Genomic DNA, 12,225 nt, shown 5'->3' on the forward strand with positions numbered 1-12,225 from the left:
CGTTTCACTTCGGTTGTTTCGCCTCACCTTTTTCGACCCACTCACACCGCCGGATCCGCCCGGCTGCCGATCATGACGCCTCGTCTCGCTCTGGAACATCTGTGGTCTCTTGCCGGATGCGATCCTGCTGCGCTCGATTCGATCCATCTGGACGGCAACGACCCGGGCTTGCCTTCGGTTTATCGCGTGGGCACGCTGGCCGCCTCCACGATCGGTGCCGCGGGGCTTGCCGCAGCGGAATGCTTCCGGCTGCGCACAGGTTGCCGCCAACGCGTGGAGGTGGACGTGCGACGCGCGCTCGTCGCATTTCGCAGCGAGCGCTATCTGCGCGTGAACGATGAGTTGCCACGCGAGCTGCGTCACCCTGTGACCGGCTTTTACGCCACGCGCGATGGCCGCTGGATTCAGCTGCACACGAACTTCCCGCACCATCTGCACGGTGTGCTCTCGGTTCTGGGCTGCGAAAACAGCCGCGAGGCGGTGGCCGAAGCGATTCGCGGCTGGGATGGCGCCGCGCTCGATACCGCGCTGGCAGACGCCGGCCTCTGCGCGGCGCTGGTTCGCTCGCCGCGCGAATGGGCCGCGTTGCCGCAGGCGAGAGCCATCGCGGACCTGCCGCTCATCGAGATCGAACGCATTGGCGATGCGCCGCCGCAGCCGCCGGGCCGCGGTGGCGCCGACCGGCCGCTTGCAGGCGTGCGCGTGCTGGACCTGTCGCGGATCATTGCCGGACCGGTGGCGGGCCGCGCGCTCGCGCATCACGGAGCGGACGTGCTGCTCGTCAACGGTCCGCATCTGCCGAACATCGAACCGCTCGTGATCGACAACGGTCGCGGCAAGCGCTCGGCCACGCTCGATCTGCGCGAAGCGGCGGCGCGCGATACGTTGCTCGCACTCGCTTCGGAGGCCGACGTGTTTCTTGAGGCGTATCGCCCCGGCGCGCTCACGGCGCGGGGTTTCGGGCCGCAGGCGCTCGCGCAGCAGCGGCCCGGCATCGTGTACGTGTCGATCTGCGCTTACGGACACACCGGGCCGTGGGCCAACCGGCGCGGGTTCGACAGCCTCGTGCAATCGGCGAGCGGCATCGTGTGGACGGAAAGCGGCGCGGTGAGTTCGCATCGTGCGGGCGGCAACCAGCCGTTCGACGCGCCCCGGCATCTGCCGTGTCAGGCTTTGGATCACGGCACCGGCTATCTTGCTGCGTTCGGCGCGATGGCCGCGCTCGCGCGGCGCGCGAAGGAGGGCGGCAGCTGGCACGTGCGCGTTTCGCTTGCGCAGACGGGGCGCTGGCTACAGTCGCTGGGGCAGATTGAAGACGGTTGGCGCACGCCCGACGTGACGTTCAGCGACGTGGCCGACTGTCTCGAAACGACGGACTCGCCGTTCGGGCGTGTGTGCGCGGCGGCGCCTGCGGAGCGGTTGTCGGAGACGCCGCCGTTCTATGCCCGCCCGCCTGTGCCTATCGGGACAGACGAACCGCGCTGGAGCTGATTCACGCTCAACTGCGACGCCGGCTTGCGAGGCTACTTGCGCAGCTCCGCGACGAAGTCGTAATAGTCGTTGCGGCAATACGTGTCGGTGAGTTCGATGGCGCGCTGATCCGCCGTGTAGCCCACGCGCGTGATGAGCAGCAGCGCTTCGTTCGGCGCAATGCTCATTTGCCGCGCAATCTCTTCGCTCGCGTTGACCGCGCGGAAATGCTGAAGCGCGCGCACGATCGCAAGGCCACGTTGTTCCAGGAAGCTGTACAGCGAATCGCCGATCGCCTGCGGATCGGGAATCAGCGCGGCAGGAAAGGTGGAATTCTCGACGGCCATCACGATGCCGTCCGCGAGGCGCAGCCGCTTGAGGCGCGTGACGGCAGCCGCCGGCGAGAGCCCCAACTGGATCACTTCTTCGCGGCTTGCGGGCTGAATCTCGCGTGAGAGCCACTTCGAGCTGGGCGTGAAGCCGCGGCGCCGCAGCATCTCGCTGAAACTCGTGAGCCGCGAGAGCGGATCTTCGTAGCGCGGCGTGATGAAGCTGCCCGCGCCTTGCGTGCGGCGAATCAAGCCCTGTTCGACCAGCAGCGCAATCGCCTTGCGCGCCGTGATGCGCGACACGCCGAGCGCTTCCGAGAGCACGCGTTCCGAGGGCAGCGCCTCGCCGGCGTTCCAGCGATTCTCGTGAATCGCGTGGCCCAGTTTGCGGGCGAGCTGCAGATAGAGCGGCGTGTCGTTGTCCGGGTCCGGGCGCAGGTCGTGCCAGCGGTCTTCCGAGGGAGCGTTCATAAGGGAGCGGGCGTGAAAGGCGATTGTCGATTTTAAGTCATCGCGTGCGGCCGTTATAGCGAGGTTTCGTGAGGCGGGCGGTGACGCGGCTCGCAAAGGGCTAAACTGGCCCGCTCCGGTTCGCGCCTCGCGTGATCTCGCGTGATGTGCACGCCGCGAGGGTGGTCTCGAGGGTAGTCCTGAAGGAACATGAGGCCCACGCGAAGCAACCGGAATCGAAGCCTTTGAGGAGCGTTCATGGTCACCGAGATTGCAAGTGTCGCGCTGCCCGACGGCGAGCGCATTCCGAAGCTGGGGCAGGGCACGTGGGAGATGGGCGAGCGGCCGGCGCGCCGTGCCGACGAGATCGCGGCGCTGCGGGAAGGCATCGCGCTCGGCATGACGTTGATCGATACCGCGGAGATGTACGGCGAGGGCGCGACCGAAACGCTGCTCGCCGAGGCGCTGCACGGGCTGCGCGACGAGGTGTTCCTGGTGAGCAAGGTGTATCCGCACAACGCGAGCCGGCGCGGCGTGCAAGCAGCCTGCGAGGCGAGCCTCAAGCGCCTGAAGACCGATCGCATCGATCTCTATCTGCTGCACTGGCGCGGCACGGTGCCGCTCGAAGAGACCGTGGCGGGTTTCGAGGCGCTGCGCGAGGCGGGCAAGATTCGCCACTGGGGCGTGAGCAACTTCGACACCGACGATATGGAAGAGCTCTTCTCCGTTCCCGGTGGCGACGCGTGTGCGACCAATCAGATTCTCTACAACGTTGCGCGCCGCGGTCCGGAGTTCGATTTGCTGCCGTGGCTTGCCGAACGGCGCTTGCCCGCGATGGCCTACAGCCCCGTGGACCACGCACGCTTGCCGAAGCGCTCGGCGCTCGACGACATCGCGCACGCGCGCGGCGTGTCCGTGTTTCAGGTCGCGCTCGCGTGGGTGCTGCGACAACCTGGCGTGTTCGCCATTCCGAAGGCGGCGCGCGTGGAACACGTGCGCGACAATCGCCGCGCGCTGGACTTGAACCTCACGGCCGAAGAATGTGCTGCGGTGGACGCGTACTTCAGGCCGCCGCGCGGCAAGCGGTCGCTGGAAATGCTGTAACGGCGGGGAAGGGAACGAAGGAGAGACGGATGCGGCGGCCTTGCGTTTCAGTGATGCGCGAGGCCGCCGCTCTATGTTGCGATTGAATGCGTCACGCGAGACTCGCGTTGCGGCGAGACACGCCGATTCTTACTCGCACGCGTGGTGCATGTGCACCGAGCCCAGCACCGCGACTTCGGCGGGCGTGCGCTTGAGGGCGTCGGCATCGACCTGGCGCGTGTCGGCGACGAACTCGTCCACGATGGCCGGCACCGGCGTGTTACGCAGGCAGAGCGATACGCGTTGCGTCTCGCCGGTGGGCAACGTTCCACGTTGGCCGAGGAACAGCACGCCGTACTGATAGCCGTGAATGATGCCGCGAATGGCGCTTACGCACTGGCCGCGCGAGACGTTGTCCGATGAAGGCTGCTGACACAGCTGCGAGAGCCAGTAAGCCGAGAATGACGGGTCCACCGGTGGAGGCGCCGTGGACGCCTGGGTCTGCGCGCTGGCCGCCGACGCGAGGCCAAACGCGAATGCCGCTGCGAGCGTGAGGCGCGCGGCGCCGTGCGGGAAGTATTGCTTCATGTTGTTGTCCTCCTGCCAGTTTGTCGAAAGGGCTTCGAATGCACTGTAGGAGACTGCGCCGCGCGATTGGTTCCCTGGGTTCGGCTGATCGCTTGCGATCGATGTGGGGCTTTCGCGCGGTTTGTTGGTCGCCGTCAAATGCCGGGCCATGCGCTTCATGTGCGTCAACTGACTCGCTCGGTACGCGACATCCGCAGAAGGGCAAACGGACCGCAGTGCGGTCCGGGCCGCGGCGGTGACGCGCCGACCGGGGGATCGGAGCGCCACCGCCGTCACCACAGAAAGGCGTGACTGGGATGTCATGCCGTTTCGGGGCAGTGTGCGGTGCGGGGGCACCGCCGCGCGGGTCTAACGTCCGCTACCACCGCCACCGTGACCGCCGCCGGGACCGCCGCCATAGCCCCCGCCGAAGCCGCCACCTTTTCCGAAGCCGCCGCCGGGTCCTCCACCCAACCCCCCGCCGAAGCCTCCACCGAAACCGCCGCCCGAACTGCCGCAGCCACAACCTCCACCACCACCGAAACCACCGCCACCGAATCCGCCGCCGGGACCGCCGTGGCCACCACCGCCACCACCGCCACCACCGCCACCACCGCCACCACCGCCACCACCGCCACCACCGCCACCGCCACCGCCACCGCCACCGCCACCGCCACCGCCACCGCCACCGCCACCGCCACCGCCACCGCCACCATTACTCCCGCTCCCTGAAGCTTTCCCGCCTGCCGCCGCCGCTGCGCTGCCAAGTCCGCCAGACGACCCGCTGGCACTCGACCCCGCCGCGGAGCCGCCCACGCCGCCGTTCGCGCCACCTGCTCCACCTGCGCCTCGCCCGCCGTTCGCGCTGTGTGCGCTGCTGGGGTTGCAGGCCGCCGTGCTGTCTACGCCGCTCACGTTGCGATCGCATTCGCGCGGCAGGAACACCGTGGCCGCGTCTTCGGCGGCGGTAATGGTGTCCGCGGATGCCTCGGCGTTGGTCGCCGCGCCCATTCCCGCAGGCGTGTCCTGCGCGAGGAAGATTGCGGCGGCCGTGACGCTCGCAGGAAGCGGGACGTGCGCGCTCACGGCCCACTTCGCTGCGTCCGCGTCATCGCGTGCGCCTGCCGCGCAGGCCGGCGCTGCAACGAGCAGACCGACCATCGAGGCAACCGCCACCGCGACCTGCCACGTCAACGTATGGCAGTCCTGATCAACTTCTTTGTTATTCATAGCTTATCTCCCTGGAGTCCCGGCGCCTCGTCACCGGAACTCTTCACTGTCTCATGCAGGGCGTGCCCGTTATCTCCAGGTTTTGCCGACCCCGTGTCGTGCCGCGCGCAGCGCTCCGCCGTCGCGCGGCTCGACCTGCATGAGACCCGCGTCTTGTGGTTCATCCGTCGCGTGCGAAGGGCATTCGCCAGTCTCTGCCACGATGCGACTCACGGGCCGGATGTGCCTCGTGTTTAGCGATAAATGTGCCACCGGCCGCGAAGGCACGTCGCAGATGGGAGCCGCCGCGGCAGCGGCTCAGCGCCGCACGTGAATTGCGGAAAAACGTTTCGGCGGTGAAACGCGAAGCGCGCGGTCTTATCGCTCGCGCGTAACGTTTTGAAGCGCGCGCAGTTCGGCGACAGGGATGTGGCAGCGAATGCGATGACCGTCGCCGGCATCGGTGAACGGCGGGTCTTCCTGCTCGCAGAGGGCGCCGATCTTGCGCGGGCAACGCGTGTGGAACACGCAGCCCGACGGCGGCGAGGCAGCGCTGGGCGGGTCGCCCGAGAGGCGGATGCGCTTGCCCTGGGAGCGACCGTCGAGTGCGGGCACCGACGAGATCAGCGCTTCTGTGTAGGGATGATGCGGCCCGTCGAACACGGCCGCCGCAGGACCGACCTCGAGCAGGCGGCCCACGTAGAGCACCGCGATGCGATCGGAGAGATAGCGCACCACGTGCAGGTCGTGAGAGATGAAGACGTAGCTCACGCCGTGCTCGCGTTGAAGGTCGGCGAGCAGGTTGAGAATGGCGGCCTGCACGGAGACGTCGAGCGCCGAGGTGGGTTCGTCGCAGACCACGATGCGCGGATTGCCCGCGAACGCTTGCGCAATGGCGACACGCTGCTTGAGCCCCCCCGAAAGCTGCCGCGTGCGGGCGTCGAGATAGCGGTCCGGCAGGCGCACCGCCTCGATGAGTGCATTGAGCCGCGCCTCGCGCGCGGGACCGTGCAGCGAGCCGAGCCGCGACAGCGCGCGGCCGATCAGCCGCTTCACCGGATGCGCCCGGTTCAGTGCCGAATCGGGGTTCTGAAACACGATCTGCAGCGATTTCACCTGGTCGTCGTTGCGTGCGGTGACGCGCGGCGGCAGCGGCGCGCCGTCGAGTTCGATGACGCTGCCTTCGTCGGGCGCGATGAGGCCGAGCAGCAGCTTCGCGAGCGTCGTCTTGCCGCTGCCCGACTCGCCGACGAGCCCCAGCGTTTCGCCGGCCGCGAGATCGAGCGAGACCGCGTCCACCGCGCGCACCGTCGTGCCGCCCACGTGGAACGTCTTCGAGATGCGCTCGGCGCGCAGGATCAGCGTGTCGTCGCGTGGGCGCTCGAGCGTGCCGTCGCCGTTTGCGTTCGCCGCCGTGCCGCTTGTGTCATTCGTGCCGTTCATGCCACGCGTGCCGTCTGCTCCGTTTGCGTCCGTCACGCGCGTGGTCGCACGAGGCAGCTCGATGGCCCGCTCGTGATAGTGGCAGCGCGCCATCTGCTCGCCGTGCGGCGCGTTCACGCGCCAGGGCGGCGGGGCTTCGCGGCGGCAGCGCTCGTCGGCGAGGCGGCAGCGGTCCGCATAGATGCAGCCGGGCGGCGCTTCGCCTGGCGAAGGCAGTTGTCCCGCAATGGTATCGAGCCGGTCGAGGTCCTTGCTGCGGCCGGAAGCGGGCAGGCAACGCAGCAGACCCACCGTGTACGGATGCCGCGGGCGTGTGAACACGTCGCGTGTGGCGCCTTCCTCGACGAGCCGGCCCGCGTAGAGCACGCCCACGCGTTCGCACATCTGGCCGATCACCGCGAGGTTGTGGCTGATGAAGAGCACCGCCATGTCGAGTTCCGCGCGCAGTTGCGCGATGAGGTCGAGCACTTCGGCTTCCACGGTGGCGTCGAGCCCGGTGGTGGGTTCGTCGAGAATCAGCAGGGCGGGGTTCGACGCCAGCGCCATCGCGATCACGATGCGTTGCTGCATGCCGCCCGAGAGCTGGTGTGGAAAGCTCTCCATCACGCGCTCGGGCTCCGCAATGCGCACGCGGCGTAGCAGGTCCGGTGTGCGCGCGAGCGCATCGGTGCGCGAGGCGCCCGCGGCCTCGAACGCTTCGGCCACCTGGCGCGCGACCGTGAGCGACGGGTTCAGCGCGCGTGCCGGGTCCTGATACACCATCGAGATCGCATTGGCGCGCATGACGCGCAGCCGGTCGGCATCGAGCGCGTGCACGTCTTCACCGCCAATCGAGATGCGTCCCGCCTTCACCTTGCCGTTGCGCGGCAGATAGCGCAGCGTCGCCATCGCGACCGTGGATTTGCCGCAGCCCGACTCGCCCACGAGCCCATAGGCTTCGCCGCGACGTACGCGCAGCGAGACGTCGTGCAGCACTTCGCGATCGCGTCCGCGAATACGGTAGGTGACGGTCAGGCCAACAATGGCGAGCGCGTCGGCGCGATCGTTTTTCGCGGCGCCGAAGGTGGGGAACGGCGCGGGCGGCGGCGTGGACGGCGAGGCTTGCGCATCGTTCTGCAAGCTGCCGCGCGAGCCTGTCGGCGTGCCACTCGTCGGGCCATTCATCGGTCGAGCACTCCCTGCACGCCGTCCGCCATGAGGTTCACGCCGACGACGAGCGAGGCGATGGCGAGCGCGTCGAATACGACAGTCCACCAGGCACCGCCCGCCATCAACGTGTACGACTCGGAGAGTGCGAGGCCCCAGTCGGCTGACGGAGGCTGGATGCCGAAGCCGAGGAACGACAGCGTGGCGACGGCGAAGATCGCGTAGCCGAGCCGCACCGTGGCCTCGACGACGATGGGCGGCAGCACGTTCGGCAGAATCTCCACGAACATGATGTAGGGCGCGCGTTCGCCGCGAAGTTGCGCCGCGGCCACGTAGTCGAGGTGGCGTTCCGCGAACACGGCGGCGCGCACCGTGCGAGCCGTGATGGGCGTGAAGGTGATGCCAATCACGAGGATCACGGTGAAGTTCGACGCGCCCACCGCCGCGAGCGCGAGCAGCGCGACGATGACGAGCGGCAGCGCGAGCACGGCGTCGATCACGCGGCCAATCACGTTGTCGACCCAGCCGTCGAAGTAGCCCACCACGAGACCAAGCGCGGTGCCCGCGAGCGTGCCCGCCAGCGTGGCGAGCGGCGCGATCGTGAGGATGTCGCGCGCACCGGCGATCACGCGCGAGAACACGTCGCGGCCCAACTGGTCGGTGCCGAACCAGTGGACGCCGTCCGGTGCAGCGAGCGAGTTGAGCGGGTCTGACGCATAGGGATCGTGCGGCGCGAACCACGGTCCCGCCACGGCGCAGACGATCCACCACAGCACGATAGCGAGCCCCACCACGAACGACGGCGAACGCAGCAGCACGCGCAGACGCTCGAAACGCGGTTCGGCCGCGGCGCGCGTTGTGGAAGACGAAGACGGCGTGAGTGTGCTCACTGCGCGCTCCTCACGCGCAGGCGCGGATTGAGCAGCACGTTGAGCGCGTCGGCCACGAGATTGGCCACGGTGTAGACCACGCCGATGGTGAGCACGCCGGCTTCGAGCATCGGAAAGTCTTTTGCCTTCGCGGCGTTGTAGATGAGCGAGCCGATGCCCTGGTAGTGGAACAGCGTTTCCACCACCACGAGGCCGCCGATCATGTAGCCGAGCTGCGTGGCGGCCACGGTGATGGTGGGCAGGAGCGCGTTGCGCAGCACGTGCCGCCAGATCACCACGCGCTGCGGCAGACCTTTGAGCACGGCGGTGCGCGTGTAGTCGGCGTCGAGCGCTTCCACCGTGCCCACGCGCGCCATGCGCGCGATGTAGCCGAAGAACACGAAGACGAGCGGCAGCACGGGCAGCACGAGGTGCCGCAACTGTTCGAGCACGCCGGCATCGGGCGGCCATGACGCTTCGATGGGCAGCCACCGCAGCCACACGCCGAAGATCAGGATCAGCGCGATCGACGAAACGAACTCGGGCACCACCGTGGCCGACAGCCCCGTAATGCTGATGACGCGGTCGAGCCAGCGCCCGGCGTGCATCGCGGCCCAGACGCCGCCTGCAATGCCGAGCGGCACGACCACGACGAAGGCGAGCAGCCCGAGCTTCGCCGAATGCGCGAGCGCGTCGCCGATGAAAGGCCCCACCGGTTCACGGTAGGCATACGAGAGGCCCATGTCGCCGCGCACGAAATGCGTGATCCACTCGACGTACTGCGTGACAAGCGGGCGGTCCACGCCGAGTTGATGATCGAGTGCGGCCACCGCGCGCGCATCGGCGAGCGGGCCCAGAATCGCGCGTCCGATGTCGCCCGGCAGCAACTGGCCGCCCGCGAACACGATCACGGAAAGCAGCCACAACGTGATGGCCGACAGCACGAGGCGCGTCGCCAGAAAACGCGCGATGCGCGCGGCGTTGCCGCTGGCTGCGCGCCGGGCGCGAGGAGTAGGAGAGAAGACCGAGGTCGACATCGAAGTTCTCGAGGCACGTTCATGCGGGCTGCGGCTCACCGCGCACAACCCGCCGCGGGCGTGTCTTCGCGACCGCGGTGGGCTGTGCGCGCCTCATGCGCTGTACGCCCGGCACTTCAGGCGGCCAGCACCGCGCGGTCGAAATACAGTTGCGCGATGGCCGTGAAATGCACGCCGTTCAATGCAGCGCGGCGTGCGATCAGCTGATCGTAGAAGTACGGAATGATCACGGGCGTTTCGTCGAGCAGCAGGGTTTGGATTTGCCCGGCGATCTTCTTCTGCGAGGCGACATCCAGCGCGGCAACGAACTGCGCCACCAGTTGGTCGTACTGCGGGTTCTTGAAGTGCGCAGCATTCCATGTGCCACCGCTCGTGAGCGGCGCGTTGAGGAACACGTTGGGCACGCCGCGATGGCCGTAGTCGGTGATGCCGAGCGGCGAGTCGAGCCAGTCCGATTTGCCGAAGGTGCCTGCGCCGTAATACTGATTCTGGCTCTCCACCTTCAGCGCGAGCTGCACGCCGATCGCTTTCGCTGCGTTCTGCACGACCACGGCGAGGTCGGGAAGCTCCATGAACTTTTCGGTGGTCAGCGGCGCCTCGAAGCCGTGTCCCGCGCCCGCCTGCGCGAGCAGCGCCTTCGCCTTCGCGACGTCGAGCTTGCGCTGCGGCACGGAGGTATTCGACGAGGGAAACACCGGCGCGAACGGACTGTCGTTGCCCACCACGGCGCGGCCGCGGAAGAGCCCGCGCACCATCACCTCGCGGTCGATGGAGAGCGCCAGCGCCTGGCGCACGCGCTTGTCCTTGAACTGCGGGCTGTCGGTGCGCATGTGGATCTGGCGATGGGCGCTGGAGCGCACGCCGTCCACCTTGAATTCCGGGTTGTTGAGAATGCCCGTGCCGCCCTGCACGGTGAACGTGCCCATTACGTCGGCCTGGCGGCCCTGCAGCGCGAGAATCTGCGACTGCTGGTCTGCATAGAACGAGAACTGCACGCGCTGCGGCAGTGCCTTGTCGCCCCAATAGTCGGGATTGCGTACGAACGAGGCGCCCACTTTCGGCTGGTATTTTTCGAGCTTGAACGGCCCGGTGCCGATGAAGGTCTTCTCGTAGTTGCCCGTATAGCTCGCGGGCAGGATCACGGCGTTGTAGTTGTCCGAAGAGACGTAGTACGGGAAGTTGCCGTTCGGCGCGTCGAGATGGAAGGCGACCGTGTGGTCGTCCACGGCTTTCGCGCCGCCCTTCGAGAGCACACCCTTCAGCACCGAGAGCGCCGCCGATCCGGCTGCGGGATCGGCGAGGCGGTCGAAGGTGGCGACTACGTCTTTCGCGGTGAACGGTGCGCCGTCGTGGAACTTCACGTTCTGGCGCAGCTTGAAGGTCCACACGTCGCCCTTCGCGTTCGGCTGCCACGAGAGCGCGAGCGCGGGTTGCAGCGTGCTGTGCTCGTCGTCGTTGACGAGGAATTCGCCGGTCTGGTTCAGCAGGCACAGGCCGCCTGCGTCCGTGACGGTGAGCGGGTCCACGGCGCCTGCGGGCATCAGATGGGCCACGCGAATCGTCTGATTGCTTGCGGTGCCCTGGGCGCGTGCGCGCGGTGTGGCGAGCAGACCGCCGCCCACGAAGGCGAGGCCGATCACGCTGGCGTGCCTCAGCAATTCGCGCCGGCTGAGCCGGCCGGCGAGGAATTCGTCGATTGCGTGGTTGCCGAAGCTGTCGGCGTGGCGCCGGAGCAGTTCGAGGGCGACGCTGGGATCCGCGGGAGTCTTCATCGATAAGGGTTCCGTTCTGTTCCGTGTTTTGCCGGAGTGCGTGCGCGGATGGCGCGGGGTGCCTGCCACACGTCATGCGCCGGGTGCGGCGCAGCCTGTGTCAGGAAACGACAGCAGAAGAGCGGTATTGCGATGACGAATGCGGGTTCAGTGTAAGCGATTGGCCCGCGATGCGGAACGGGCCGCGTCGCGCTGGAAAAACCGATGCCGCAGCGGCGCTCAGTGCTCGTGCGGATGCTTGTGGATCGGATCGACCCAATAGACGGCTTCGGGTTGCTCGACCGCGTCGATGTCGAGGTTCACCACGACCGTCTCGTTGTCGCTGCGCACGAGCACGCATTCGAGCGGCTCGTCGGTGCTCGCGTTGATCTCCTGGTGCGGCACGAACGGCGGCACGAAGATGAAGTCGCCGGGACCGGCTTCAGCCGTGAATTCGAGATGTTCGCCCCAACGCATGCGAGCGCGCCCGCGGACCACGTAGATCACGCTTTCGAGCGGACCGTGGTGGTGGGCGCCGGTCTTCGCGTCGGGATGAATTCTCACCGTGCCGGCCCAGATCTTCTGCGCGCCCACGCGGGCAGCGTTGATGGCGACCGCGCGGTCCATGCCCGGCGTCTGCGCCGTGTTGACGTCGAGCTGGTCGCCGCGGATCACCTTGACGCCGTTGTCGCGCCAGTCCGGCGCCGGGGTGTCGCGATGGTCGTGATCGTCGCGATGATCGTCATGGTCATGGCTCATGCTGTGCTCGCTGGGATGGGATTCGGGAGAGACGCCGGACGGCGCCGCGCAGTGTGTAACGGTTGCGGGCGTCGTCCGGCTCGAGGTGCTGCTGAAGGCGTTACATGAACAA

Annotated in this window: 10 protein-coding genes; 2 read left to right on the forward strand and 8 right to left on the reverse strand. The window is 67.8% G+C overall.

Annotated elements, in window-relative coordinates; translation table 11 throughout:
• Window positions 1-72: 72 nt before the first annotated feature.
• Window positions 73-1,491: a CoA transferase gene (locus PKKP23_RS17995; RefSeq protein WP_126877903.1), complete on the forward strand. Its 1,419-nt coding sequence runs from the start codon at window positions 73-75 to the stop codon at window positions 1,489-1,491.
• Window positions 1,492-1,523: 32 nt separating this feature from the next.
• Here PKKP23_RS17995 and PKKP23_RS18000 read toward each other — a convergent pair whose 3' ends face one another.
• Window positions 1,524-2,270 carry a GntR family transcriptional regulator gene (locus PKKP23_RS18000; RefSeq protein WP_017776892.1) on the reverse strand — a complete coding sequence of 249 codons (747 nt, stop codon included), beginning with the start codon at window positions 2,268-2,270 and terminating at the stop codon, window positions 1,524-1,526.
• A 237-nt stretch (window positions 2,271-2,507) separates the two neighbouring features.
• Between PKKP23_RS18000 and PKKP23_RS18005 the strand changes: the two genes are divergently transcribed.
• On the forward strand, window positions 2,508-3,353 hold the full coding sequence (locus tag PKKP23_RS18005) for an aldo/keto reductase (RefSeq protein WP_126877904.1): 846 nt from the start codon (window positions 2,508-2,510) through the stop codon (window positions 3,351-3,353).
• 129 nt (window positions 3,354-3,482) lie between these two features.
• Here PKKP23_RS18005 and PKKP23_RS18010 read toward each other — a convergent pair whose 3' ends face one another.
• The 7 genes from PKKP23_RS18010 to PKKP23_RS18040 all read right to left on the reverse strand — a co-directional run bounded on the left by PKKP23_RS18010 (window position 3,483) and on the right by PKKP23_RS18040 (window position 12,113).
• On the reverse strand, window positions 3,483-3,920 hold the full coding sequence (locus PKKP23_RS18010; RefSeq protein WP_026121866.1) for a hypothetical protein: 438 nt from the start codon (window positions 3,918-3,920) through the stop codon (window positions 3,483-3,485).
• Between the two features lie 348 nt (window positions 3,921-4,268).
• Window positions 4,269-5,129: a hypothetical protein gene (locus tag PKKP23_RS34320; RefSeq protein ID WP_205703009.1), complete on the reverse strand. Its 861-nt coding sequence runs from the start codon at window positions 5,127-5,129 to the stop codon at window positions 4,269-4,271.
• Between the two features lie 357 nt (window positions 5,130-5,486).
• The gene (locus PKKP23_RS18020; RefSeq protein ID WP_240659053.1) at window positions 5,487-7,715 is read right to left on the reverse strand and encodes an ABC transporter ATP-binding protein; all 2,229 of its coding nucleotides are present in this window, start codon (window positions 7,713-7,715) and stop codon (window positions 5,487-5,489) included.
• Complete coding sequence (locus PKKP23_RS18025) at window positions 7,712-8,587, reverse strand: ABC transporter permease (protein ID WP_126877905.1); 876 nt, start codon at window positions 8,585-8,587, stop codon at window positions 7,712-7,714. The genes PKKP23_RS18020 and PKKP23_RS18025 overlap by 4 nt, the downstream gene beginning before the upstream one ends.
• Window positions 8,584-9,603: an ABC transporter permease gene (locus PKKP23_RS18030; protein WP_126877906.1), complete on the reverse strand. Its 1,020-nt coding sequence runs from the start codon at window positions 9,601-9,603 to the stop codon at window positions 8,584-8,586. Before PKKP23_RS18030 ends, PKKP23_RS18025 begins: the two co-directional genes overlap by 4 nt.
• A gap of 116 nt (window positions 9,604-9,719) precedes the next feature.
• Window positions 9,720-11,375 carry an ABC transporter substrate-binding protein gene (locus tag PKKP23_RS18035; RefSeq protein ID WP_017776884.1) on the reverse strand — a complete coding sequence of 552 codons (1,656 nt, stop codon included), beginning with the start codon at window positions 11,373-11,375 and terminating at the stop codon, window positions 9,720-9,722.
• 219 nt (window positions 11,376-11,594) lie between these two features.
• Window positions 11,595-12,113, reverse strand: a complete 519-nt coding sequence (locus PKKP23_RS18040) for a cupin domain-containing protein (RefSeq protein ID WP_017776883.1) — start codon at window positions 12,111-12,113, stop codon at window positions 11,595-11,597.
• Between the last annotated feature and the right edge of the window lie 112 nt (window positions 12,114-12,225).

The sequence above is a fragment of the Paraburkholderia kururiensis JCM 10599 = LMG 19447 genome (assembly GCF_003986935.1).
Taxonomy (GTDB): Bacteria; Pseudomonadota; Gammaproteobacteria; order Burkholderiales; family Burkholderiaceae; genus Paraburkholderia; species Paraburkholderia kururiensis.

What these genes read in the sequence shown, in the direction of transcription:
- PKKP23_RS34320 (WP_205703009.1), bottom strand. Translation starts at nt 5,129, where the DNA reads ATGAATAACAAAGAAGTTGATCAGGACTGCCATACGTTGACGTGGCAG.
- PKKP23_RS18005 (WP_126877904.1), top strand. Translation starts at nt 2,508, where the DNA reads ATGGTCACCGAGATTGCAAGTGTCGCGCTGCCCGACGGCGAGCGCATT.
- PKKP23_RS18035 (WP_017776884.1), bottom strand. Translation starts at nt 11,375, where the DNA reads ATGAAGACTCCCGCGGATCCCAGCGTCGCCCTCGAACTGCTCCGGCGC.
- PKKP23_RS17995 (WP_126877903.1), top strand. Translation starts at nt 73, where the DNA reads ATGACGCCTCGTCTCGCTCTGGAACATCTGTGGTCTCTTGCCGGATGC.
- PKKP23_RS18010 (WP_026121866.1), bottom strand. Translation starts at nt 3,920, where the DNA reads ATGAAGCAATACTTCCCGCACGGCGCCGCGCGCCTCACGCTCGCAGCG.
- PKKP23_RS18040 (WP_017776883.1), bottom strand. Translation starts at nt 12,113, where the DNA reads ATGAGCCATGACCATGACGATCATCGCGACGATCACGACCATCGCGAC.
- PKKP23_RS18030 (WP_126877906.1), bottom strand. Translation starts at nt 9,603, where the DNA reads ATGTCGACCTCGGTCTTCTCTCCTACTCCTCGCGCCCGGCGCGCAGCC.
- PKKP23_RS18000 (WP_017776892.1), bottom strand. Translation starts at nt 2,270, where the DNA reads ATGAACGCTCCCTCGGAAGACCGCTGGCACGACCTGCGCCCGGACCCG.
- PKKP23_RS18020 (WP_240659053.1), bottom strand. Translation starts at nt 7,715, where the DNA reads ATGAATGGCCCGACGAGTGGCACGCCGACAGGCTCGCGCGGCAGCTTG.